The organism is Hymenobacter sp. J193 (assembly GCF_024700075.1).
Lineage (GTDB): Bacteria > Bacteroidota > Bacteroidia > Cytophagales > Hymenobacteraceae > Hymenobacter.
The window spans coordinates 4,841,749-4,865,854 of the sequence record NZ_JAJONE010000001.1 but is presented as its reverse complement, the minus strand read 5'-3'; the positions used below and the strand labels follow the sequence as shown (position 1 = coordinate 4,865,854).

Below are 24,106 nucleotides of genomic sequence, written 5' to 3'. Positions count from 1 at the left end.
AGCGCACGGGTTTCAGCTCGGCGCGCTCCAGTTCCAGGAGCCCAAACGTTTGGTTGTGGATGCGCACCCGGTCGTGGCTGTGCATGAGGCGGCCGTCAGGGCTATGCAGGTCCGGGGCACGGGGGCGCGCGGGCGAAGCGGGAATTTCCGGCTCGGGCATAAGCACGTATAGGCCCCGGCTGGGCAGTGCTGGTCGTTGTCCAGCGTGGCGGAGTGCCGCCTGAGCCAACCGGGGCCGAATACATTAGTTGTTTACTTTCAGCAGCTCTACGTCGAAGATGAGTGCAGGAGTCGGGGCCGATGTGTCGCGGCCGGGCTGCGCTTGCCGTAGGCCAGATCCGAGGAATGTACAGGCGCCACTTCGAGCCTTCGGCATCAGCTGTTGCTTTCGGTCCAGCCCGCAATTACCTGGTTCACGCCGAACGTGGCCGGCTGCCCACGCTGATACGAGGAGTCGAACACGCGGCCGTTGATGAGCGTGCCGTGCTAGTGCGTGGTCACTTCAGAGCGGGGGCCGGGTTTCTCGCCCGCGCCCTCAGTCAGCACTCTGTACTGCAGGCCGCTGGTCAGGTGGTGATGCCCGGCTTGTTCTGGTTTTTCGGCGAGGAAGGCTTCGCCTTCGGCTTTGTTGTTTTGCATGGCAGTGGGTCTTGGTGGTCTTCTTCCTCTTTCTTCGCCGCCGCCAAACTGGGCCTGTAGCTGCTGCATGGCGGCCTGAATTTGCTCAGGGCTGAGCTGGCTGGGTTGGCCGGCCAGGGCACCCTTCATACTGGCAGCCAGCACGTCGATGTCCAGGTCGAGGCCCTGCTCTGCGAAGTTGCGGGCCATAATACGCCCGATGATGTAGAGCTGACGGTTTACTCTTTCTGGCCGGTCAGGTCCATAGAATCAATGGTTTGCGGACACGTGGCCGCCTGCGGTTTGCCGGCCGGCCGTGCCCCGATAGAAAAGAATATAAACGGCAAGCTCCGCGTGAGCTTCCTGGCGGTGAAGTACCGAAAACCGGTCGGAATAGATACGGTTTTTTCGGGCGTCAGGGGTAAGTAGCTGAAAGCGAAGCCGGGTTTGCTTGCCCCCGAACGCAACAAACCCCGCCCGAAGGCGAGGGTTTGCGGTATTCAACCGAAAAAGTGCTTAGCAGAAGTGAAGCTCTTCCTCGTCGCGCAGGTCAAAAACAGGTTCAGGTCGCGCACATGGGCGGCCAGCAGGCTCAGCGACCCAAGGCCCCCCAGCAGCAACAGCGAAGAAACGGCAGCAGTGCTCTTTTTCATGGTAAATAAGGTAGGATGAAGCAAATCAGTTTGTTGACTGCAAAGATACTACGCAATGTTTGAAAATATGTTATGCAAGCATACTTAATTTCGGGGTCGTACTGATAAATAAATCCTGATTAATGCAAAACCCAATACGGGCAGGAACAGCCCACTTCCGGCAGGCTATGGAACCTGCTCTACCTCCACCCGGCGGTTGCGGGCATCGGGGGAAGCATAGAGCGGGCGGGTGTCGCCGTAGCCGATGGTGCTGAGGCGCTCGGCCGCTACGCCGGCACTTATGAGGTAGCTTTTCACCGCTTGGCCCGCTGCTCTGAGAGCAGCTGGTTTTTCTGCGGCTCGCCCACGCGGTCGGTGTGGCCCGCAATGCGCAGCCGCAACGTCGGGCGGGCTTTCAGCTCCGAGGCCAGGGCGTTGAGGGGCCGGTAGCCCTTCGGGCAGCAGCTCGGCCGTGCCCAGGCGAAACAACACGGTGGGTAGCACCACGGGCGTCGGAGAAAGCACCTGGGGCAGGGTATCTGAGCCGCGGTGCGGGCGGTATCGAGCGGCGGCAGAATGGAGGTACGTCTGGCCGTATCCAGCGGCGGCAGGGCGGGGGTGGGCCGGGCAGCTACGGGCGGAGGGCCGGGGCGCGGGCGGGCTGCCCGCCACCTGAACCGTAATGGGCACTACGGCGCTTTCCCGGCTGGGGTAATAGCCTTGGGTGAGGTAGTACGTGGTGGTTTTGCTGGAGCCGGGTGCGGTACGTATTGCCCGTCGCCACGGGTTTCTGCAGCTCGGGGTCCGCATACCAGCGCACACTGCGGCCTGATACTCGGATAGTGGTTTCGACCCCGGCCGCGACTTTCGCCGCCGATTTCAGCTTAACCCGGTACAGGGTAAAGACGCCCACGTCGCAGTCACCGACGGGGCGGTAGGTGGCCTGACCGGTGAGCTTTTCCTGGGCCGGGTCGTAGGAGAAGGTGATGGCGCCGTCGCACCAGTAAGTGAAAGGCGTGCTGCCGGTTTCATCGAGCTTGCGCACGTGCTTCAGCAGAAACCCTTTGGCCGTGGGCGTGCCCTGAATCTGAAAAGTGACAGACGTGCCCGCCTGCCCGCCCACTTCCTGGTAGAGAATGCCGAACAAGCCGTTGCCGCTGCTTTTCTGGAGCCGCAACACTGTCGGCCATACCTGTTGGCCTTCACCGGTATCGGTTTCCACGCCCCGCCATATTCCCGCCAACGACTGCGCTTGCACGGCTCCCGCCAGCAGCAGCGCCACGATAGTAAGCCAAATGCTGCGTTTCATAGGGCGAAAATACACGGGGCCGGTGGTATTTGTAAAGCCAAGACCAGTAACACCCAAAGATGAATGCAGGGCGAACTGTATAGGATGCGTCTCTGCGCCGGTAGCTTCGTGCCGGGGTGCCAGCTAGACCTTTTGCACTATAGACTAATCCTGCCGCGCCCGGTTCATAATGCGCTTTTCCCAGCGTTTGCGCTTGGGTGCGATGTAGCCGCGCAGGTGCTTTTCCATGACCAGCACAGCGCAGGGTGCGGCGGCGGTGGCCCCGAAGCCGGCATTTTCGAGGTACACGGCCACAGCTATTTTGGGGTGGTCGGCGGGGGCAAACCCAACGAAGGCCGCGTGGTCGTCGCCCTCGTCGTTTTCCACGGTGCCGGTTTTGCCCGCTACCGTGATGCCTACGTCGGCGAGACTGGAGGCATCGGCGGTGCCACCGCGCTGCATCACGGCTATCATACCAGGAATGAGGGCAGCGAAGTTGGTGCTGTCGATGAGCGTACGGTGCTTTCTGGTGAAGCGAGCCAGCGGGCCGCCCGCTCCGATGCCGCGCACCAGGTGGGGCGGGTAGTACCAGCCTCGGTTGGCAATGATGGCGGCCATGTTGGCCATCTGCAGGCCCGTGAGGTTGATTTCGCCTTGCCCGATGCTAAGCGAGTAGATGGAGCGGTAGGTCCAGGCGCGGGTACGGCGGGCTTTGTCGTAGTAGGCGGGGGTGGGCAGAAAGCCGGGCGCCTCGCGGGGCACATCCACGCCCAGCACCGAATCGAGGCCGAAGGAGCGGGCGTAGCGGCGCCACTGGGCCAGGTTGAGGTGGCGGGCCGCTACGGTATCCTGCACCAGCGAGTCGGGCACGTGGTTGATGACGTTCTGCAGCACCTGGTAGAAGTAGGGGTTGCAGCTGTACTTGAGGCCGGCGGTGAGGCTGCTGGCTTTGGGGTGGTCGTGCACGCAGCTCACCAACGACTGGTCGCAGCGGAAGCCGGTGCCAGGGCGAATAGCGCCCAGCTGCAGGGCAATGGCGGCATTCACCAGCTTGAAAACCGAGCCGGGCGGGTTGGCCAGCATGGCGGGGCGGTTCAGCAAAGGCATGTCCTCGTGCTCCAGCAACTCGGCCCGTACCCCGGCCTGGTCGGGGGAGGTGATGGTGGCGGCCGGGTACACCGGGGCCGACACGTAAGCCAGGATTTCGCCCGTGCGTGGGTCGAGGGCCACGAGGTAGCCGCGGCGGCCCCCGAGCAGCTTTTCGGCGTAGGCCTGCAGCTTCACATCGAGGGTGAGGTGCAGGTCCTGGCCCTGCTGGAACAAGGTGTCTTTGGCCCAGCTGCCGTGCTGGCGGCCCTGCTTATCTACTAAGGGATGCAGGTAGCCGCGGTGGCCGTTGAGCAGGCCGTTGTAATACGTTTCCAGTCCCCCGTTGCGCAGGCGGTAGAAGCGGCCGCGACTGGTGCGCCGGGCCTGGCGCAGGAAGGGCTGGGCCTCGGCGTAGGTATAGCCCAGTACCGGGGCGCCCGCCGGGGTGGTATACACGCGCTGGCGGCGCTGACTTAGCGTGAGCATGGGCCAGGCGGCGCTGTCCTGGCGCACCCGGGCCACCTCGGCAGCAGTGAGGCGGAGCTGCACCCCATTGCTGGGGCGGGCCCCGGTATAGGGCAGGGCCTCCCGTATACGGCGGCGCACGGTGGTGGAGTCCCAGCCTAGCAGCAAACCCAGCTTCAGCGTATCGAGCGGGGGGCGGCGCGGCAGCTGCAGCAGAAACTGCAGGCGGGTGGCTACCAGCACGGAGTCGTTCCGGTCGAGGAGGCGGGCCCGCTGAGGCTCCTGGGGCAGCACCACGCGTCGGGCCGTATAGCGCACGCGCACGTCCTGGTCTTGAGTGGATACTTCGGCTGACTGGTCGGGGGAGGAGCACGCCGCTAGCCCTACTAGCAGAGCCAATAGCCGCATTCTACCCCAAGTGAAAGCCGTACGCATGGGGTAAAGCTAGGCAATTGCGGGAAGTAGGAGCTGGACTTTTCGATGAAGCCAGGTGGCAGCCACTCCAACAAAGCGGGTGCGGCTCTCAGTTTTGCGACGGAACGCCCCCCTGCGCGGGGTGTTGGCGGAGACGGCCGGGCTACGGCGCGGTGAGGTCGAGCAGGCGGCGGTGGTAGTTGATCTGGCCCAGATGATAGGCAAGGTGCGTGGTCAGATGAACCAGCAGGTATTCGGTGGAGGTCTTCTGCTCGAACACCAGCAGGGGATACTCCTGGGTTAGCACCTCAGGGCTTAGCGTGCGCAACGATGCATCCACGATGTCGCGCGTTTCGGCCACCTTCTCCAGCAGCTCCTGACGAGGTACGTTCTTAAGGGAGAATTCCAGCCCCGGTGCCGGGTGTACGCCACGCCGCCCAATTCGGCCCCGATATAGGTTCGTAGGTTGCCGACGAGGTGCAGGCTGAGGTTTCCGGCCGAGTTGGCAATACCCTTTTCGACGTGCCAGATGGTTTCTTCGTCCCGGTACTGGGTGAGTTCCTGTAGTACCCGGTTCAGGTCGCGACGGAAAAGCAGGCGGAGGGTATCGGGTAGCATGCAGTCAGGAAAGGCTGGAGTGAAGCAATGAAATAACAAGCCGGATAGAATTGGCAGATGCGAACCGGGCCACTTCCCGCGAGAGAGGTGGCCCGGTTCGCATGTTCAGCGGCAGCGTTGCTGGTAACCGGGGGCTGTTACAGCCCCGTCAGCCGCGCTACACCAGCACCATGCTCAACCCCAGCGCGCCCACCAGCCCGGCGCCAATAATAAGGGTGTAGAGGCCGAGCAGGAAAACGAATTTGACCGCCGTTTTCAGCCAGTTCTGCTGGTAGGTTCGGTGCAGGGCCAGGGCCAGGTACAGGGCTAGCAGGGGCAGCACCACCAGCACAATCTCGGAAGGCAAGTGCGCAAACAAGCTGAGCGCCATGGTCAGTGAAAAGAGCAGGAAGGCAAAGCAGTGCACGTGAATGGCAAACATCAGGTGAGCCAGGTAGTACTGCTTCCGCCGTACGTACAGCAGCTTCAGCAGGAGGGCAAACACGGGCATGAGCACGAACATCATCAGGGAAATGCCGCGTACAAACTGATGGGAAATATCCTGCTCCGACGACTGCATAATCTGCCGGCCCTGCCGCGCCGCAAAACGTGCCCAGGCCGAAGGTTCCTGGCCGTGGCGGCGGAGCAGGGCGTCCAGCTGGGCCGACGAATACTCCGGTAGCTCCCGCCACTCCTGCGGGGTGTAGAGCACGCCGTTCCACCGGCGGTAGTCCAGGGTGTCGCTGTTCACATCCGTATTCACAATACCGTTGAGCACCGACACGTGCTGACTGTTGCGCAGCACCCGCTTCACCTGGGCCGAATCGGCGGTGGACAGCTTGCCTGCCAGGCGGATAGAGTCGGCCCGGAACTGGATGCTGGCCTGCCGGATCCGTTGGCCCATGGTGCGCGCTTCGCCGTGCTCCGGGGCGTGCATGGCCACCGAGAGCAGCAGGAAAAACACGAAGCTAATGAACACATACAGCCGCACGGGCGGCACGTAGGCCACGCGCTTGCCTTCCCAGAAATGCCGCGTGAGGGCGCCCGGCTTAAACAGCAGCTGCCGCAGGGTGCGAAATACCTTGCCGTCGAAGTGGAAAAGACCTTCGAGCACTTCCTCGGCTACGTGCCCGAAGGAGAGGTCGAGCGGATGGTTTTGCTGGCCGCAGTCGGGGCAGTAGTTTTCGGCGGCCTTGAAATCGTGGCCGCAATTGGCGCAGGAGGGTAGCTTATGGGCGGAGTGCGCCATTGCAGAGAGAGAGGTAAGGAAGTCGGTGCGGTAGGGCGGCGCAAAGTAAGCATCCGTCCACCGGTTTCAAGCCGTGCGCAAAGACTGGGCTACTCCTCGGTATCAGCCGGTGCTTTGGGGCCGCCCCCGAACATGAGTGCCATGGCTTGCACGCCAATCTGCATAGCGTCTTTGGCATAATCGAGAACGGGCGCCGTGGTAGCTACTTTCAGCTCCTGGTCGGTGACGGGCCGGACCTGCACCGTGGCAAACTCATACCGCAGCTGCTGCTTGCGCTCCTTATCGAAGTACACCACCAGCCGGGTGATGCCGTGGGCCTGGTTGACGTACACCGGGTGGGCAAAATTCAGGCTCTGCGGAATCTGGGGGAAGTCCACACATCCAGGGCTACGGGCTTGCTCGCCAACTGACCGGGACCATCCGGCTTGGCTCCTTCGGCGCCGGGCTTGAGCGTGTACGTTGTTTTCTGGCTGGGGTAGCCCGCTACCAGCACCGTCTCGGGGGTGGTGCGTAGGGTGTAGTCCACATCCGTCACGACAATGCTCTGCCAGGTTTTTTCCACTGAGGCGGCATCGTAGGTGTAGTTTACGTTCTGGGGCGTCGACTGCGAAGCCATCCGCAGCAAGCCTTTGTTGGTGGCGAGGTTGAAATAGTTTTCGAGATGGTAGGTGAGAGCATCGGTGGTGGCGCGGGCTTCCTTGCCCCGGCAGTAGATGGTGCCCTTGCGCGGCAGCAGCATGGCTCCAATGGTCATAGCCGGGCTGAGGTTGGCCGCCGCGGCTAGCAGCTGCTGTTGCTCCGCCGCCGTGAGGCGCCCGGCCAGCTGCTGCAGCTGCGCCTGGATGTTGCCCTTGGCCGGATCTACTTGGCTGAGCAGCTTATCATACGGGTTGCCGGGCAACGATACCCGGGTGGTAATAACGCCCTGGGTGAAAGCAGGCACCGGGTCGGAGGGAGCAGTAGGTTCGAGCTGTAGCCCGCGGCCGCCAGCAGCACCGTGAACGGAAGAAGAGACCAGGCAAACGAGCGAGTAAGGCGCATAGGGGAGATGATAGGTTCTGATACCCCAAAACTATAGATAAAATCAAGGTATAATCCCCTAGCCTGTGTCTCCTTCCGGTTATGTGTCTCCTTCTGGTTAGCGGTGTCTGGCGCGACTCGGGCGGCAAGGCCCGCAATGACCTGCTCTTCGCTCTCATGGATGAGATGCGCCAGCCTGATGCCGACATAGGCGGACTATTCAGCTCAGCGTAATCACCACTTTGCCCTTGGCTCGGCCGGTTTCCAGGTAGTCCAGCGCCTCTTTAGTAGCTTCAAACGGGAATGTGCGGTCTACCACCGGGCGCATGATGCTGGCGTCCAGCAGCGCACCAAGCTCGCGCAGCTGCGCGCCGCTGGGGTGCATAAGAAAGAAGGAATAGCTGGCCTGGTGCTTTTTGGCGAGCCGACGGACGCGGAAGCTGAGCACCCCCATCACCTGCTGCAACAGCCAGTTCATGCCCTGGTCTTTGGCAAACTGTGGGTCGGGCGGCCCGGCCACGGACACGACTTTGCCGCCGGCTTTCAACACCTGGAAAGACTTATCCAGGGCTTCCCCGCCCAGCGTGTCGAGCACGAGGTCGTAGCCCTCCAGCACATTTTCAAATGCCTCCTTTTTGTAGTCGATAACCCGGTCGGCGCCCAGCTGCTGTACCCACTCCACGTTGGCGGTGCTCGTGGTGGTAGCCACGAAAGCCCCCCAGTGCTTCGCCAGCTGAATGGCTACCGTGCCTACGCCGCCCGAGCCGGCGTGAATGAGCACCCGTTGCCCGGGTTGCAGCTGGCCCACGTCGCGCAGTGTTTGCCAGGCCGTGAGGGCCACCAGCGGCAGGGACGCAGCCTCTTCCATAGTGTGGCTGGCAGGTTTGGGGGCCACGGCGGCCTCTTTTACGGCCACGTATTCGGCAAAAGCGCCCATGCGGTCTGTGTCGACGCGGGCGTATACCTCGTCGCCGGGCTTAAACTGCGTCACCTTCGCCCCAACCCGCGTCACTACGCCGGCCACGTCGTTGCCCAGAATGTGGGGGGAAGCGCAGCGGCAGCACTTGTTTGAGCTGCCCGTCCCGAATTTTGAAATCCACCGGATTGACGCTGGCTGCTTTGACCTGAATCAGCACATCCTCCGCGTTGACGAGCGGCTCCGGCATGTCGGCCGCCTGTATCTCCTGGTTGTTGCCGTAACGCGTTAGTACAAATGCCTTCATGGGGTAGGTAGCTAAGGTGATGCCCGGCTGGCGGACGCCGGATGACGCTCCCCAAGGTAGGAGAAAAGCCTTAGCTCCCAGCCTATAGGCCCGCGCTCCAGCGTCCCGCCGCCGTTGCCGAAACGTATAGGGGCGCGTAGCAGAACCCGGCCCTGGCCGTGAGCGAATCCGCCGCCGCCCAGGCCACTGAAGTTACCACCCGCTACGCCCAGGTGGCCGGGGCGCGGGGCGGCACCGCCAAGCGCACCCAAAACCTGACGGACGCCGCCAAAAAGGCAAAAAATGAGTTGCTGGAGCTGCTGCCGGCTCTGCTGGGCCCGCTCAGCCGCATTGCCACCCGCCTGCCCGACAACGACCTGCTGGCCTCGGCCACGCTCAGCAGCAAGCAGCTGCGCAAGCTCCGCCCCCTGGCCTTTGCGGGGGTAGTGAAGGCCATCCTCGACAGCGCCGCCCGCGCCGACGTAGCGCCCCTGCTTTCCAAGCAGGGCCTCACTGCCACGGCCCTCAAGCCCCTGCGCGACGCCCTCACGGCCTTCCAGCAAGCCCAGCCCGCCACCCGCCACACCATCAACGAGCGGGTAGTAGCCGGGGCCGCCCTCGAAGACCTGCTCGCCGCCCTCATGGACGAAGTGCGCCAGCTCGATGCCGACATGAAAGCCTTCAAGCTGCTCAACCGCCCGCTGTACGAAGGCTATGCGCAAGCCCGCAAGCTGGTGACGACGGGTGGGAAAGGCGGCAGTGAAGAGTTGAAGTAGATTGGAAAACTGGCGCGAGTATAGGCGCAGCCGTAACTCGTGACCAGCCATGAGGTAGAGGTTGTACCTCCACTGCCGCGCCAGCGGCAAACCGGAACCGCGCCGCCTGGAGTAATCCGGGCGGCGCGGTTGTCTTTCTTGCGAGTGAGTACATCCTCCCAGCATGAACTGGCACAAGTTACAGCGGCACCTAAACTCGCGCCAGTACATACTACTCTATCAATAGAATATCAATCATGCCGGGCTGGCCGGCATAGTCGCGGGCACTGCTATACAGAAAATCTTCGGGCACATCCACGAAGCCAGCTACCACCGGGTTGCGGTGCAGGTAGTCAAGGCGCTGGCGGCGTAGTTCGTTGGAGTGCAGTTCTATCGGGTGGCTGTCCTGTTGCCAGAACTGGTAGTGCTCGTTGTGGGCATTGCGCTGTCCGGCCCGCTCAAATAGCCACAGCATCCACTCCCGCCGGCTTTCCTGACCATTTTCCTCAATAGCCTTGAGGATAGATTTGGACGTGTGACGCTTCAAATCGCGCAGAGTAGCCGAGAGGTTGGCGGTTTCACTGCTGATAATGAGGTGGGCGTGGTTGGTCATCAGGCACCAGGCGTAAATCTCCAGCCCTTTGTGCTGTTGGCAATAGCGCAGGCTATCCACGAAAATATCGTTGTATACCCGCCGCGTGAAAACGTCTATCCAATTGACGGTAGCAAAGCTGACAAAATACAGCTGCTGCGAATCCCGGATCTTATATTTCTCGCTCATAGCTTCAAGATGCACGACTGGCGCGAGTTTAGCGCAGCGTAACTCGTGACCAGCCATGCCGGGAGGCTGTGCCTCCCCGGTAGAACGACAACGCCGCTTGGATGAGCCTAGGCGGCGCGGTTCGGATGTGCCGCGTTGCGGCAATGGAGGTACAACCTCCACATCAAGGCAGGTCACGAGTTACGGCTGCGCCTAAACTCGCGCCAGTTTGGGGCAGCTGCTTTGAGCTATACCAGCACGAAACGTACCCGCTCCCGCTTCACGAAGCGCCCGGCGGCAGCGGAAGCTACGAAGTCACCGATGGTTAGAATGTCACAGAGAGGCCTGGGCTTAGATGTCGGTGCAGACGTCGAGGCGAAAGGGTTACCGATGGGTTCTTTGATGAACCGGGTAGCCGCTTTAGGGTTGAAAGGCCAGTAGACAGTTCCAACCAGGAACTTAGTGGACCAGGCTACTGCATAAACAATTATAAAGAATAAGAAAAAGAGAGAGAAGAGAGGATTAGAATCACTATCCAGCTCCGGGCTAATCATACCAGTAAAATCAAATTTTGAAAGGTCGACTGAATACTGCTTGGAGAACTCAAGCAGTAGTTCTTCGGTGTCGAGCCCGGCACTGCCCATGTCTTCCTCTATGCCGGTGCGCAAGCCATATTCAGCTTCGCCGCCTAACCGATCCTCAACGAAGGCAGGCACCTGCTCTGCGGCCCGGCGTAAATCGGCGAAACGAACTTCAATGGTTTCCATAAGAAATATGAAAGGGTGCTACCTCAGCAAGGTAACACCCTTTCATATTCAACCAAATAGATTGTCTACATATTCCGGCGGTACTGCCCCCCAACCTCGAACAACGCATTCGTAATCTGCCCCAGGGAGCAGAACTTCACCGTTTCCATCAGCTCGGCGAAGAGGTTGCCGTTGGCAATGGCGACTTGCTGGAGCTGCTTGAGGCGGCTGGCGGTCTGGTCGGCGTTGCGGGTGTGCAGGATGTTGAGCATCTCAATCTGGTACTGCTTTTCCTCGTCGGTGGCGCGGATAACCTCGGCGGGCACCACCGTGGGTGAGCCTTTGGAGGAGAGGAAGGTATTCACGCCGATGATGGGATACTCGCCCGTGTGCTTGAGCATCTCGTAGTGCATGCTTTCCTCCTGAATCTTGCCGCGCTGGTACATGGTTTCCATGGCGCCCAGCACGCCGCCGCGCTCGGTGATACGGTCAAACTCCAGCAATACCGCCTCTTCCACCAGGTCGGTGAGCTCCTCGATGATAAAGGAGCCTTGCAGTGGGTTCTCATTTTTGGCCAGCCCCAGCTCCCGGTTGATGATGAGCTGAATGGCCATGGCCCGGCGCACCGATTCCTCGGTGGGGGTGGTAATGGCCTCATCGTAGGCGTTGGTGTGCAGGGAGTTGCAGTTGTCGTAGATGGCGTAGAGGGCCTGCAACGTGGTGCGGATATCGTTGAAGTCGATTTCCTGGGCGTGCAGGCTCCGGCCGCTGGTCTGGATGTGGTACTTGAGCATCTGGCTCCGGGAGTCGGCGCCGTACTTAAGCTTCATGGCCTTGGCCCAGATGCGGCGCGCCACCCGGCCGATAACGGCGTACTCGGGGTCGATGCCGTTGGAGAAGAAGAAGGAGAGGTTGGGCGCGAAGTCGTTCACGCTCATGCCCCGGCTCACGTAGTACTCCACGAAGGTGAAGCCGTTGGAGAGCGTGAGGGCCAGCTGGGTGAGGGGGTTAGCTCCTGCTTCGGCAATGTGGTAGCCGGAAATCGACACCGAGTAGAAGTTGCGGACCTTCTCCTTGATAAAGTACTCCTGCACATCGCCCATGAGGCGCAGGGCGAATTCGGTGGAGAAGATGCAGGTGTTCTGGGCCTGGTCTTCCTTAAGAATATCGGCCTGCACGGTGCCGCGCACCTGGCTGAGCGTGCGGGTTTTGATGGTTTCGTACACGTCGGCGGGCAGCACCTGGTCGCCGGTGACGCCGAGCAGCATCAAACCCAGGCCGTCGTTGCCCTGGGGCAGCTCGCCCTGGTAACGGGGGCGGTTGAGACCCTTATCGGCGTAGATCTGGTTGATCTTAGCTTCGACTTCAGCTTCCAGGCCGTTCTCCTTTATATACAGCTCACACTGCTGGTCGATGGCGGCGTTCATGAAGAAGGCGGCCAGAGTAGCAGCGGGGCCGTTGATGGTCATCGACACCGAGGTGCTGGGGTTGGCCAGGTTGAAGCCCGAGTAGAGCTTCTTGGCGTCGTCGAGGCAGCAGATGCTCACCCCAGCGTTGCCGATCTTGCCGTAGATGTCGGGGCGGTGGTCAGGGTCTTCGCCGTAGAGCGTCACCGAGTCGAAGGCCGTGCTCAGGCGTTTGGCGGGCAGGCCCATGCTCACGTAGTGGAAGCGGCGGTTGGTGCGCTCGGGGCCGCCTTCGCCGGCAAACATGCGGGTCGGGTCTTCGCCCTCGCGCTTGAACGGGAACACGCCGGCGGTGTAGGGAAACTCACCGGGCACGTTTTCCTGGAGCTGCCAGCGCAGCAAGTCACCCCAGGCGGTGTAGCGCGGCAGGCTGACTTTGGGAATCTGCTGGTTACTCAGGCTGGTGGTGTGGGTCTGGATGCGGATTTCCTTGTCGCGCACCTTGAACACGAACTCCGGAGCCTTGTAGGCAGCTACTTTTTGCGGCCAGGTTTCCAGGAGTTTCCAGTTCTGCCCGTCCAGCCGGAGTTTGACCTCCTCGAAGGTCCTCTCCAGGCCGGCCACGAGACTTCCGGATTCGGATTGGTGGCCGCTGTGCCCGCTGCCAGGTCCTGCAGCGGCGTTTCCGACACTTTGGACGGCTCCGATGGCTTGCTTGATTCCATAAAGCTGCTGAGCAACGTCAGCTTGTTTTTGAACCCACTGGTCATATTGGCGGTTGGTTTCGGCTATTTCGGAAAGGTAACGGGTGCGGTGGGGCGGAATGATGTAAATCTTCTCCGAGTTTTCCTGGCTGGTTTCGAGCTGGGATGCGAAGGGCACGCCGGTTTTGGCTTCCACCGTGGCCAGCACGGCGCGGTAGAGGCGGTTCATGCCGGGGTCGTTGAACTGCGAGGCAATGGTGCCGAACACGGGCATGGAGTCCAGGGGCTGGTCCCAGTGGCCGTGGTTGCGCTGGTACTGCTTGCGCACGTCGCGCAGGGCGTCGAGGGCGCCGCGCTTGTCGAACTTGTTGAGGGCAATGACGTCGGCGAAGTCGAGCATGTCGATTTTCTCCAGCTGGGTGGCCGCCCCGTACTCGGGCGTCATCACGTAGAGGCTGGCGTCGGAGTGCTCGATGATTTCGGTGTCGGACTGGCCGATGCCGGAGGTTTCGAGGATGATCAGGTCGAACTCGGCGGCGCGGACCACGTCGACGGCGTCCTGCACGTACTTGCTCAACGCCAGGTTGCTCTGACGGGTAGCCAGGCTGCGCATGTACACGCGGGGGCTGTTGATGGAGTTCATCCGGATCCGGTCGCCCAGGAGGGCCCCGCCCGTCTTCCGCTTGCTGGGGTCGACGGAGATGATGGCAATGGTCTTCTCGGGAAAGTCCATCAGGAAGCGGCGCACCAGCTCATCCACCAGGCTCGACTTGCCGGCGCCGCCGGTGCCGGTGATGCCTAGGATGGGGGTTTTAGTGGCCGAGGTAGCGGGAGAGTCGAGGCGCTGGTCGTTGCCGCCTTCGGCCTGCTGGAAGTCGGAAATCAGCTGGTCTTTTACGCGGGCGAATTCGTCGGGGAAGTTTTCGGCGGCGGAGATGAGGCGGCCGATGCTGCGGGCGTCTTTTTCTTTGACGTGGTTGACCTCGCCGTTCAGGTTCTGGCCCGTGGGGAAGTCGCAGCGCTGGAGCAAGTCGTTGATCATGCCCTGCAGGCCCATGGCGCGGCCGGCGTCGGGCGAGTAGATCTGCTCGATGCCGTAGGAGTGCAGGTCTTCGATTTCGGTGGGCAGAATCACGCCGCCGCCGCCGCCGAAGAGGCGGATGTGGCCCGCCCCGCGCTCCTTGAGCAGGTCGAACATGTACTTGAAGTACTCGTTGTGGCCGCCCTGGTAGGAGGTAATGGCAATGGCCTGGGCATCTTCCTGGATGGCGCAGTCCACAATTTCCTGCACCGAGCGGTTGTGGCCCAGGTGGATGACCTCGGCGCCGCTGCTCTGGATGATGCGGCGCATGATGTTGATGGCCGCGTCGTGACCGTCGAACAAAGCGGCGGCCGTTACGATGCGAATGTGGTTTTTCGGCTTATAGGGAGCTGCGGGAGCTACTGACATAGCGCGGGGGAATGGGGTGGAATTTGGGTAGGCGAAGGTACGAAAAAGCCCCGGCGCGGTAGGGCGTGGGGCGGATTGTTGTGAGGGTAGGCGTAGATACTCAAGTTACTGCGGAGAGTCGCTACTCCTTAGGAAAAGACGCAGGTGGTACAAAGGTGGCCAGCACTAGGCTGTCACCGATTCCTCCCTGCTTTATTTGAATCTGTACCTGCCCGTTCTGGTCTATGCTGCGGTTAAACCCAATTTCAGAGTCACTGACATTAGGGAAATTATACACACGTACTCTGTCATTCCAAAACCAGCCATCACGAACGTAGTACACTTCCAACCAGTTGTACCCGTCTAGAAACCCCTCGCCGTGATTTGTGGTCACGGCTTCCAGATAAGTTTGGTCGTGAATAGAAACGACGGTGGAATGCGAACCAAGATCGTTAGACGCTTTTATAAGCCCCACAATAAACAGTACTACAAGCAGTACTACTAACCCAAATGCCCCAACGGCAACTGCGCCAGCATACCATAGGCAGCCGCGTTTGGCAGGGGTGGGAACTAATGATGATTTCATAGCGGTGGAAGCGTTTTGAAGCAAAGCGACAAGTTACACGTTGAAAGTAGCAGTAAATGCTAACGTTATGTCATTGACTGCTGCCGGGGTGGCAAAGGCTGGTGGCCGGGTAGCAATGCGTTATGAACGAGTCACATAGCCCGCTGTCTTGGTGACATTGCGCCTTGACGGGGGTGACAATGTGTGCTGACCTGCTCACAATGGCATCTGACCGCTTCACAATAGGCGTTAACCTGTACAATGCCTTCCGACCCCTGCTCACAATGGCTGCTAACCGCTTCACAACAGCTGCTATCTGGTTGACAAGGGGCGTTCCAGTCCGGCGGCTGCAAGCCGTCGGGCCGGTTTCTGCGTGCCGTTGTTGTTTCGTCATCGGGCGGGTGTCAGCTACCTTCAACCGGCCCGACGGGCTACGCCCGCCGGACCGGAGCTGTTTCGGCGTCATTTACCACAGTTCCGTCAACCGCAGCCGAAACCCCGGCCAGCCGCCTTTAACAACTCAGCAGCCACATCTCACCGAAAAGCTAACGGCTGATGGCATGGATCATTTTTAACGGTGGCTGGCCGGGGTGGTAGTAGTCAGCGCGGATATTGAAAGCTTAGCCCGGAGTACTATTCGTTTGCCAGGGCCTGCACGCCTGCCTGAGCTACGGCGTGGTCGTCTTCCACAGTGCTGCCCGACACGCCAATGGCACCGAAAATCTGCCCTTCCTTGTTTTTGAGCGGGATGCCGCCGGGGAAGGTGATAAGGCCACCATTGGAATGCTCGATGTTATAGAGCGAGCCACCGGGCTGCGAGGCCTGCCCCAGGTCGCCGGTGGGCATATCGAAGAAGCGGGCAGTTTTGGCCTTTTTGATGGAAATATCGAGGGAACCGAGCCAGGCGTCGTCCATACGGATAAAGGCTACGAGGTTGGCACCGGAGTCCACCACGGCTATGTTCATTTTAACGCCCATTTCCAGCGCTTTTTCGTGCGCGGCCTGTACTGCCTGCTGTGCTTGTTTGAGGGTAATGCCCATGGTAGTTCGGTGTTGGTCAAGGAAAGTGTCTGAACAACAACGGTATTCCGCCCGTCATGTTCGAGCAATCAGCATTTCAGGCACTATAAAGCCGGCCTACCTGCTTAACGCTACTTCGCGGCCTGCTTTTCCAGGGTCTGGAGCAGCTCGTCGGCGGCTGTCTCAATTTCGTGGTAGCCCTGCTGAGCGGCGCGCTCTTTGGCCGCAATAAGCCCGTCGCGGTGCACGGTTTTGAAGTCGCCGAAGGGGAATTTATAGCGGCCTTTGGCGTCCTCGCCCATATCTGTGTCGATGCCCAGGTGCCAGTTGGCATACTCCGCCATTTCATGCTGATCGAGGAACTTGTTTTCGGCGCCGGCGTCCGGGTTGTGCTCGCCCCAGTGTCCGGAATCGTTCTTGAATTTGCCGTCGGCAATGAGCTGTTGGGCAAGCTTCACCGCCTGGGGGTTCAGGTGGAGGCTCATAGGAAGGGAGGTTGAGTGAGAGGATAAGCCAGCCGCCGGTGGTTGGCCTCGCTACGGTTTACGCAGGAGTCGGCTAGGGCGTTGATGCCCGGCTGGCTTGTTGGCAGCTGCCAACAAGCCACAGATTAGTGCCAGTTGATGCCGGTGCTGAATACCAGCCGCCAGAGCAGGGCCAGCAGCAGCGTAAGCACCACGAAGCCCGAGGCAATAGCCGTTTTCTGGGGGTCCGGCACGGTTTCCTCAAACAGCTCCTTGCTACTGGCAACGCTGAGCGGCAACACGAGCAGACCCATCGTGAGAAACAATAGGCCCTCGTGACGCGTCAGGTCGGGTAACTTCAGCAAAGCCAGAAAGGCGCTGCCCCCCAGCCAGGGCACCACCAGACCGGTAAAAATCAGCTGCCCCCGGTTCTGGTAGAGCATCATGGTGCGCGAGTCGTGGCTTTGCAGAAAGGCCACCGCCGAGAAGTAGCCCACCAGCACGGCTATCAGGCCACCTACTACGGCCAGCACGATGGGCAGCGTCTGGCCCCCCGAAATAAACAGCCAGCGCGGCACGTACCAGAAGCCTTTGTGGGTAAAGCAGCCGGCAATGAGCCCGCCCACCACCAGGTTGAAAGTGTGGAGAGCCAGCCAGAAGTACAGCAGCTTGAGGCGGCCCTTGCGGCCCCGACCCCGAAACCAGAACAGCACCCCAAACCCTACGGCCAGCAGCAGGCACAGCAGCGGACCTGCCCCGTACACCGCAATAACGGCAATGCGCCACCACTGCTGGTTGGAAATCAGAAACTGAATGTGGCTCACGTGCACCGTGAGTGGAATACCCAGCCGGTGAGCCATGGCCGCCGTAGCCAGCTGGTGTACCCCGTAAGCCAGCAGGTAGGCCAGCACGTAGAGAGCAGTGGAGTTGAGGGCCGTAATGGTGGCTTTGCTGGACTCCAGGCGGGAAACAGGACGGGTAAGCTCGACATTCATAGCAGGAAAAAAGCAGTTCGCAGCCCAAGATACTGAATGCCCCGCAGGCGGCCATATGCACCGGCCAACTCGGGTAAACTAGCTTTTCCGGGCCGTTTTGCGTACCTTCGCAGCTAGAAAAAACTGCCTCTAGTGAAGAACATCCGCAATTTCTGCATCATCGCCCACATCGACCACGGCAAAAGTACGCTGGCCGACCGCCTGCTGGAATTTACCAGTACTGTGGCCAAGCGCGATATGCAAGCCCAGCTGCTTGACAACATGGACCTGGAGCGGGAGCGGGGCATCACCATCAAGAGCCACGCCATCCAGATGCAGTATCAGTACAAGGGCGAGCAGTACACGCTCAACCTGATTGATACGCCCGGTCACGTCGATTTCAGCTACGAAGTATCCCGCTCCATTGCTGCCTGCGAAGGGGCCCTGCTGATTGTGGACTCCTCGCAGGGGATTGAGGCGCAGACAATTTCCAACCTGTACCTGGCCATCGGCTCTGACCTTACCATCATTCCGGTTCTCAACAAAATTGACCTGCCCCACTCCATGCCGGAGGAAGTGTCGGACGAAATTGTGGATCTGATTGGCTGCGACCGGGACGAAATCATTCCGGCCTCGGGCAAGGCCGGTATTGGCATTGAAGCTATTCTGAACGCCATCTGTGAGCGGATTCCGGCCCCGAAAGGCGACCCGGAAGCTCCGCTGCAGGCCCTGATCTTCGACTCGGTTTTCAACTCCTACCGGGGTATCGAAGTCCTGTTCCGCATCAAGAACGGCACCATGCGCAAGGGCGACAAGCTCCGCTTCATGGCTACCGGCAAGGAATACGGCGCCGACGAAATCGGTATTCTGGGCCTCAACCAGGAGCCCCGCCAGGAAGTAGCCGCCGGCAACGTAGGCTACCTGATTTCCGGCATCAAGGAAGCCCGCGAAGTAAAGGTCGGCGACACCATCACGCACGTAGCGCGCCCCACGGCCGAGGCCATTCAGGGCTTTGAGGACGTGAAACCCATGGTATTTGCCGGCATTTACCCCGTGGATACCACCGAATACGAAGAGCTGCGCTCCTGCATGGAAAAGCTGCAGCTCAACGACGCCTCCCTGGTGTGGGAGCCCGAAACCTCAGTGGCCCTGGGCTTCGGGTTCCGCTGCGGGTTCCTGGGCATGCTCCACATGGAGATTGTGCAGGAGCGCCTGGAGCGTGAGTTCAACATGACGGTGATTACCACCGTGCCCTCGGTACAGTTTCATGCTACCGGCACCAAGGACCAGCTGCTGACCATCAACGCGCCCTCCGAAATGCCGGAGCCGAACATGATCAAGCTCATCGAAGAGCCTTTCATCAAGGCCCAGATCATCACGGCGGCCGATTATGTGGGGGCCATTATCACCCTGTGCATGGAAAAGCGCGGCATCATCAAGGGTCAGAGCTACCTGACGAGCGAGCGGGTGGAGCTGACATTTGAGCTGCCGCTGTCGGAAATCGTGTTCGACTTCTTCGACAAGCTCAAAACCATTTCGCGCGGCTATGCTTCCCTCGACTACGAGCTGATCGGCTTCCGCGAGTCGGACATGGTGAAGCTGGACGTGATGCTGAACGGGGAGAAAGTGGACGCGCTGTCGGCCATTGTGCACCGCAGCAAAAGCTACGACTGGGGCCGCCGCCTCTGCGAAAAGCTGCGCGAGCTGCTGCCCCGCCAGCAGTTCGAAATTGCCATTCAGGCCAGCATCGGGCAGAAAATCATTGCCCGCGAAACGGTGAAGGCTCTGCGCAAAAACGTTATTGCCAAGTGCTACGGCGGTGACATCAGCCGCAAGCGCAAGCTGCTCGAAAAGCAGAAAGAAGGCAAGAAGCGGATGCGCCAGGTAGGGTCCGTTGAGATTCCGCAGGAGGCCTTCCTGGCCGTGCTGAAAATTGACTAAGTAAGTGAAACGCGTCCCGCCGGGGCGCGTTTTTTTGTGTTGTAACCTTCATTTTCACCTCATACACTTCCCCTGACACGGCGAGGTATGATTACTGCCTCACCCCATGTCGAACAACCTCACGAGTAACTGTACCAGCGAAGAACAGCTGGAAAAAATCCGCCGCGGCCAGGAGCGCAAGTTCCGCTGGCGCGACGATTGGCCCGTAATGGAAAAAAACATCCTCGATGCCGGCCGCGAAGCCATTGCCGCCCACGAAAGCAAAGCCAAGGCGGAGCAGGAGTAACCTAAAGGCATAGTATGGCTGTCCTTTTCCCAGAAAAGTCTGCGAAAACTATTTCTTCCGCTGAATTTCTTCCCATCACTAAGCAAATGGTGGGAATGCAAGTTTGGGCTACATGGATGAAGTCATACCAGTTGTATATAGGCCGAAAGCATCTTATCAAGCTAAACAGCTTAGCAGCGGAAATCAACAGTGAGGTAGTTAGAGAGCAAGAAGTGCCTGATATTGACTTGTGGCTAGGCAGCCATTGGAAAATAGTTAAGCAAGGAAAGCTGATAAGTAAATGTGATGAAAAGTCATTCGATGGATGGTTTGCATGGCTTTACACACCTAATATCTTCTCGCTGAGTAATACTCAGATTTTAGATGTTTCTCTTGATAAAGATGGGACTTTAACTCTTGACTTCACAGATGGACAGCAGCTTATTACCTGTGGCGACTGGCTAGTTATTTTTCCACTAGAGCAAACTACCTACTCTTCGATGCCGGACGGGCGAATAGACGTGAGCCGGTATACAGACCCCGACATTTCATCATACCTCACAACCATGACCACAGCCCCCGACGCCCCCACCTACCGCCTTATCGACGGCAAGCAGACCGCCGAGGCCATTAAAGAAGAAATTGCCGCCGAAGTAGCCCAGCGCCGCGCCGCTGGTCAGAAAGTGCCCCACCTGGCCGCCGTGCTGGTGGGCCACGATGGCGGCTCCGAAACCTACGTGCGCAACAAGGTGCTGGCCTGCGAGCGGGTCGGCTTCGAAAGCACCCTGCTCCGCTACGAAGACACCATGACGGAAGCCGAGCTGCTGGCCAAAGTAGCGGAGCTGAACGAAGACGACAACATCGACGGCTTCATCGTGCAGCTGCCCTTGCCACGCCACATTTCCTCCGAAAAGGTGATTGAGGCCATCCGCCCCGAAAAGGACGTGGACGGTTTTCACCCCATGAACATCGGCCGGATGGTGGCCGGGCTGCCCGCGCTGCTGCCCGCAACGCCCTCGGGCATTGTGGAACTGCTGCGCCGCTATAAGCTGCCTACCGATGGCAAGCACTGCGTGGTTATCGGCCGAAGCAACATCGTGGGTACGCCGGTTAGCATCCTGCTGGCTAAGAACTTGGAGCCCGGCAACTGCACGGTTACTTTATGCCACTCGCGCACCCAGAACCTGGCCGAAATTACCCGCACGGCCGATATCCTGGTGGCTGCCCTGGGCCGCCCGGAGTTCGTGACGGCCGATATGGTGAAGCCCGGCGCCGTGGTTATTGACGTGGGTACTACCCGGGTGGAAGATGCCAGCCGGAAAGCCGGTTGGGCGCTGAAGGGCGACGTGAAGTTCGATGAAGTAGCTCCGCTCACTTCCTACATCACGCCCGTGCCCGGCGGCGTGGGCCCTATGACCATTGCCATGCTACTGCTCAATACCTTGCGGGCAGCCAAAGGCGAGGTATACGCCCGGTAGAATCCTATTTTTCCGGTATCTTTAGCTTTCATTTGCCGCCGGATTCTGTTACTTTTCAGGTCGGACGTCCGGGACGGAACTATGCTGCGAGGTAGCTGGTTCCGCCCCGGAAACCGGCCTTTTTGATTTTGCTTGCGCTTTGACTGACTTGCTGACTTCTCTGCCCGTCCTTTCCTCCCTCACGCCGGATACCACGGCGGCCCTGCCGCTGATGGAACAGTTTTATACTATTCAGGGTGAGGGGTATAACGCCGGGCGCGCGGCCTATTTTCTGCGTCTGGGTGGATGCGACGTAGGCTGCGTGTGGTGCGACGTAAAGGAATCTTGGGATGCCGGCCAGCACCCGCGCGTGTTCCTGGCCGATATGGTGCAGGCCGCCACCGCGCATCCTGGCCGCAACGTGGTCATCACCGGGGGCGAGCCGCTGATGTACGATCTTACAGGCCTCACCAAGGCTCTGAAAGAAGCAGGCTGCCAAACCTGGCTGGAAACCTCGGGCGCCTATCCGCTCACGGGTGTCTGGGACTGGGTGTGCGTGTCGCCCAAGAAGTTCAAGGCGCCGCGGCCCGACGTGGTAGCACAGGCGCACGAACTGAAGGTAGTGGTGTTCAACAAGAGCGACTTTGCCTGGGCCGAACAGCACGCCGCTTTGGCCGGGCCGCACACGCGCCTTTATCTGCAGCCGGAGTGGAGCAAAGCCGCCGCAATTACCCCCCTGCTCATCGACTACGTGAAGGAGCACCCGCAGTGGCAGGTGTCCCTACAAACGCATAAGTACCTCGATATTCCTTAAGCTCCCACCACCGTGTATGTGTCGTTTCTTCGTTGTTGCCTTATTCGCGCTGGCCTTGCTGGCCGGGCCGCCGCTATACGCACAGCAAAAGCTGTCGACCAACAATACCAAGGCGCGTAACCTGTTTGAGAAAGCCCAGAGCCAGGCCAAAAACCGGGAGTTCGACAAGGCTATTGAAACGCTGCAGGTGCTGAACGCGAAGTTTCCTTCGCTGGGCGAGCCGTACCTGGTAAAAGGCTCCCTGCTGAAAGCTACCGGCAACACCCGCGCAGCCTACGAAGCGTACGAGCGGGGCCTGAAGCTGCTGCCTTTCGACCCGGCCCGGTTTCTGGACTATTTTACGCTGGGAGAACTGGCTATGAGCTTCGGCGAATACCCGGTGGCAGGGGAAAGCTACAGCCGCTTCCTGAAATCGGCCCCCAAAGGCCAACGTAGCATTCCCAAGGCGCATCAGCAATTACTAAACTGTGAGTTTGCGGTGCAGGCCGTAGCGGCGCCTACCGGCCCGGCCCCCCAGCGCGTGGCCGAGCCCCTCAATACGTTCCGCTACCAGTACTTCCCTTCCATCACCGCCGATAACCGCTTCCTGCTGTATACGGCCCGGCCTACGGCCCAGAGCGACGAAGACCTGTACCTAAGCCGGCAAAACAAGGATGGCACTCTGGGTACACCGCAACCCATTTCGGCCGCTATCAACACGCAGCTGAATGAAGGCGCCGGCTCGATTTCCGGCGACGGCAAAACCCTGGTGTTTGCGTCCTGCGACCGGCCCGGCTCGGTAGGCAACTGCGACCTGTACATTTCGCGGCGCACCGGCAACAACTGGAGTAAGCCCCGCAACCTGGGCAAGCTGGTCAACTCCGTTGCCTGGGATTCGCAGCCGTCGTTGTCGGCCGATGGCCGTACGCTGTACTTCACCTCCGACCGGCGCGGCGGGCAGGGCCTGGAAGATATTTACGTGACGACGCTGCAGGAAGACGGTACCTGGAGCCCTGCTCACAACCTGGGCACACCCGTCAATACCGCCGGCAAGGATATGGCGCCCTTCATCCATGCCAGCGGCACCACGCTGTACTACGTCACGGATGGGCTGGTAGGTATGGGCGGGCTCGACGTGTATAAGTGTAATCTGACCGGAACTGCTTGGTCGCTGCCCGAAAACCTGGGCTACCCACTCAACACCCACGAAAACGAAGCCTCGCTCTTTATCGCCTCCGATAACAGCCGGGGCTACTGCTCGCGCACCCGCCCCAACGAGCCCGGCGTTATGGAGCGGGACCGGCCGGTGGAGCTGTTTTCGTTCGACGTTCCCAAGGCCGTTCGGTCACGCGAAACCAGCACCTACACCCAAGGCCGCGTGTTCGACGCCACTACCAAAAAGCCGCTGAAAGCTGATGTGCAGCTCTATGATCTGCAAACCAACGAGCTGGTTCAGTACGTGACGTCTGACCCCCTGGATGGCGACTATACCGTGGTGCTCAACGAAGGCCGGCAGTATGCCATGTACGCTTCAGCCGATGGCTATCTGCTTAAAAGCATGAGCTTCGACTACACCGACAAACACGCCTTCGACCCGCTCACGCTGGACTTGTATCTGGATCCGCTGCGCGCCGGCCGCACGATGGTGCTTAACAACCTGTTTTTCGAAACCAACGAGTACAAGCTTAAGCCTACCTCGCGCACGGAGCTTAACCGGCTGATTGCTTTCATGCGCCAGTACAAGGATGTGCAGGTGGAAATAGCCGGCCATACCGATGATATCGGGGCTGATAACGACAACGAAAAACTTTCCCTGAACCGGGCCCGCTCCGTGTACGACTATCTGGCAGGGAACGGCATTTCCGCAAACCGGCTGCGGTTCAGAGGCTACGGCGAAACCAAGCCGCTGGTACCAAATGACACAGACAGCAACCGGCAGCAAAATCGTCGGATTGAGTTTCGGATTCTGTAAGCTACTTGCACTTTGAAAGGCTGAGCAGCCCTGTTCTTCACCGAGCAGGGCTTTTTTTATGTTTTGAAGGCCCTGAGTTTACTTATAGTTGAAGTTTTTCATAAGCCAATTAATGAGCTGATAATCTATATTATAGTTATTTGGTCTAAAAGCTTTAAATTAGAATAGTAATAATTTTTATTTTTTAAATCAAAACTTCCTGTATCTTTGCTAGCAAGGGGCCAGGTTCTATTTTCCTTAGAAGCCAGACGCTGTGTTTTCGCTTTTCTTTCTTCTTTTCC

At 59.8% G+C, this 24,106-nt stretch carries 26 protein-coding genes; 7 read left to right on the top strand and 19 right to left on the bottom strand.

Annotated features, from left to right (window positions below; translation table 11 throughout):
- Positions 1-375: 375 nt before the first annotated feature.
- From LRS06_RS21390 to LRS06_RS21345, 10 genes are all read right to left on the bottom strand, one after another.
- A complete protein-coding gene (locus LRS06_RS21390) occupies positions 376-462 on the bottom strand; it encodes an FKBP-type peptidyl-prolyl cis-trans isomerase (RefSeq protein WP_257873439.1) in 87 nt (28 codons plus the stop codon).
- A 24-nt stretch (positions 463-486) separates the two neighbouring features.
- Positions 487-828, bottom strand: coding sequence for an FKBP-type peptidyl-prolyl cis-trans isomerase N-terminal domain-containing protein (locus LRS06_RS21385; protein WP_257873346.1), 342 nt, complete (start codon positions 826-828; stop codon positions 487-489).
- Positions 829-1,118: 290 nt separating this feature from the next.
- The gene (locus LRS06_RS21380) at positions 1,119-1,271 is read right to left on the bottom strand and encodes a hypothetical protein (protein WP_257873345.1); all 153 of its coding nucleotides are present in this window, start codon (positions 1,269-1,271) and stop codon (positions 1,119-1,121) included.
- Between the two features lie 293 nt (positions 1,272-1,564).
- Positions 1,565-1,651, bottom strand: coding sequence for a hypothetical protein (locus tag LRS06_RS25635; protein ID WP_374679455.1), 87 nt, complete (start codon positions 1,649-1,651; stop codon positions 1,565-1,567).
- A 230-nt stretch (positions 1,652-1,881) separates the two neighbouring features.
- Positions 1,882-2,559: a hypothetical protein gene (locus LRS06_RS21370; protein WP_257873343.1), complete on the bottom strand. Its 678-nt coding sequence runs from the start codon at positions 2,557-2,559 to the stop codon at positions 1,882-1,884.
- 144 nt (positions 2,560-2,703) lie between these two features.
- Complete coding sequence (locus LRS06_RS21365) at positions 2,704-4,500, bottom strand: penicillin-binding protein 2 (RefSeq protein ID WP_257869628.1); 1,797 nt, start codon at positions 4,498-4,500, stop codon at positions 2,704-2,706.
- A gap of 169 nt (positions 4,501-4,669) precedes the next feature.
- Positions 4,670-4,915 (bottom strand): DinB family protein, encoded by a 246-nt coding sequence (locus LRS06_RS25475; RefSeq protein ID WP_374679454.1) that lies wholly within the window; start codon positions 4,913-4,915, stop codon positions 4,670-4,672.
- Positions 4,916-5,281: 366 nt separating this feature from the next.
- Positions 5,282-6,352, bottom strand: a complete 1,071-nt coding sequence (locus LRS06_RS21355; protein ID WP_257869626.1) for a DUF3667 domain-containing protein — start codon at positions 6,350-6,352, stop codon at positions 5,282-5,284.
- A gap of 89 nt (positions 6,353-6,441) precedes the next feature.
- Positions 6,442-6,729, bottom strand: a complete 288-nt coding sequence (locus LRS06_RS21350; protein WP_257873342.1) for a hypothetical protein — start codon at positions 6,727-6,729, stop codon at positions 6,442-6,444.
- Complete coding sequence (locus LRS06_RS21345; RefSeq protein WP_257873341.1) at positions 6,699-7,295, bottom strand: hypothetical protein; 597 nt, start codon at positions 7,293-7,295, stop codon at positions 6,699-6,701. The genes LRS06_RS21350 and LRS06_RS21345 overlap by 31 nt, the downstream gene beginning before the upstream one ends.
- Positions 7,296-7,474: 179 nt before the next feature.
- Here LRS06_RS21345 and LRS06_RS21340 point away from each other — a divergent pair, with 179 nt between their 5' ends.
- Complete coding sequence (locus LRS06_RS21340; RefSeq protein WP_257869624.1) at positions 7,475-7,606, top strand: hypothetical protein; 132 nt, start codon at positions 7,475-7,477, stop codon at positions 7,604-7,606.
- On the opposite strand, the gene LRS06_RS21335 is transcribed toward LRS06_RS21340, so the two are convergent.
- Both LRS06_RS21335 and LRS06_RS21330 read right to left on the bottom strand, forming a co-directional pair.
- Positions 7,593-8,396: an NADP-dependent oxidoreductase gene (locus tag LRS06_RS21335; protein ID WP_257873340.1), complete on the bottom strand. Its 804-nt coding sequence runs from the start codon at positions 8,394-8,396 to the stop codon at positions 7,593-7,595. The genes LRS06_RS21340 and LRS06_RS21335 overlap by 14 nt on opposite strands.
- Entirely contained in the window at positions 8,350-8,595 is a 246-nt protein-coding gene (locus LRS06_RS21330) for a hypothetical protein (RefSeq protein WP_257873339.1), read from the bottom strand. Before LRS06_RS21330 ends, LRS06_RS21335 begins: the two co-directional genes overlap by 47 nt.
- A 158-nt stretch (positions 8,596-8,753) precedes the next feature.
- On the opposite strand from LRS06_RS21330, the gene LRS06_RS21325 reads away from it, so the two are divergent.
- On the top strand, positions 8,754-9,350 hold the full coding sequence (locus LRS06_RS21325) for a hypothetical protein (protein ID WP_257869622.1): 597 nt from the start codon (positions 8,754-8,756) through the stop codon (positions 9,348-9,350).
- A gap of 211 nt (positions 9,351-9,561) precedes the next feature.
- On the opposite strand, the gene LRS06_RS21320 is transcribed toward LRS06_RS21325, so the two are convergent.
- From LRS06_RS21320 to LRS06_RS21290, 7 genes are all read right to left on the bottom strand, one after another.
- Positions 9,562-10,110 (bottom strand): transposase, encoded by a 549-nt coding sequence (locus LRS06_RS21320; RefSeq protein ID WP_257869621.1) that lies wholly within the window; start codon positions 10,108-10,110, stop codon positions 9,562-9,564.
- A 227-nt stretch (positions 10,111-10,337) separates the two neighbouring features.
- Complete coding sequence (locus LRS06_RS21315; RefSeq protein WP_257869620.1) at positions 10,338-10,856, bottom strand: DUF1493 family protein; 519 nt, start codon at positions 10,854-10,856, stop codon at positions 10,338-10,340.
- Positions 10,857-10,921: 65 nt separating this feature from the next.
- Complete coding sequence (locus tag LRS06_RS21310) at positions 10,922-14,395, bottom strand: methylmalonyl-CoA mutase family protein (protein WP_257869619.1); 3,474 nt, start codon at positions 14,393-14,395, stop codon at positions 10,922-10,924.
- Positions 14,396-14,516: 121 nt separating this feature from the next.
- Positions 14,517-14,960, bottom strand: a complete 444-nt coding sequence (locus LRS06_RS21305; RefSeq protein ID WP_257869618.1) for a hypothetical protein — start codon at positions 14,958-14,960, stop codon at positions 14,517-14,519.
- A 612-nt stretch (positions 14,961-15,572) separates the two neighbouring features.
- Positions 15,573-15,980, bottom strand: coding sequence for a heme-binding protein (locus LRS06_RS21300; protein ID WP_257869617.1), 408 nt, complete (start codon positions 15,978-15,980; stop codon positions 15,573-15,575).
- Between the two features lie 110 nt (positions 15,981-16,090).
- Positions 16,091-16,444, bottom strand: a complete 354-nt coding sequence (locus LRS06_RS21295; RefSeq protein WP_257869616.1) for a hypothetical protein — start codon at positions 16,442-16,444, stop codon at positions 16,091-16,093.
- Positions 16,445-16,569: 125 nt separating this feature from the next.
- Positions 16,570-17,418 (bottom strand): hypothetical protein, encoded by an 849-nt coding sequence (locus LRS06_RS21290; RefSeq protein WP_257869615.1) that lies wholly within the window; start codon positions 17,416-17,418, stop codon positions 16,570-16,572.
- A gap of 132 nt (positions 17,419-17,550) precedes the next feature.
- Here LRS06_RS21290 and lepA point away from each other — a divergent pair, with 132 nt between their 5' ends.
- The 5 genes from lepA to LRS06_RS21265 all read left to right on the top strand — a co-directional run bounded on the left by lepA (position 17,551) and on the right by LRS06_RS21265 (position 23,825).
- Positions 17,551-19,338: a translation elongation factor 4 gene (gene lepA, locus LRS06_RS21285; protein WP_257869614.1), complete on the top strand. Its 1,788-nt coding sequence runs from the start codon at positions 17,551-17,553 to the stop codon at positions 19,336-19,338.
- Positions 19,339-19,444: 106 nt separating this feature from the next.
- Entirely contained in the window at positions 19,445-19,624 is a 180-nt protein-coding gene (locus LRS06_RS21280; RefSeq protein WP_257869613.1) for a hypothetical protein, read from the top strand.
- A 545-nt stretch (positions 19,625-20,169) separates the two neighbouring features.
- Positions 20,170-21,081 (top strand): bifunctional 5,10-methylenetetrahydrofolate dehydrogenase/5,10-methenyltetrahydrofolate cyclohydrolase, encoded by a 912-nt coding sequence (locus LRS06_RS21275; protein WP_257869612.1) that lies wholly within the window; start codon positions 20,170-20,172, stop codon positions 21,079-21,081.
- 211 nt (positions 21,082-21,292) lie between these two features.
- On the top strand, positions 21,293-21,874 hold the full coding sequence (locus tag LRS06_RS21270; protein ID WP_257873349.1) for a 7-carboxy-7-deazaguanine synthase QueE: 582 nt from the start codon (positions 21,293-21,295) through the stop codon (positions 21,872-21,874).
- 16 nt (positions 21,875-21,890) lie between these two features.
- A complete protein-coding gene (locus LRS06_RS21265; RefSeq protein WP_257869611.1) occupies positions 21,891-23,825 on the top strand; it encodes an OmpA family protein in 1,935 nt (644 codons plus the stop codon).
- The last annotated feature ends 281 nt before the right edge of the window (positions 23,826-24,106 follow it).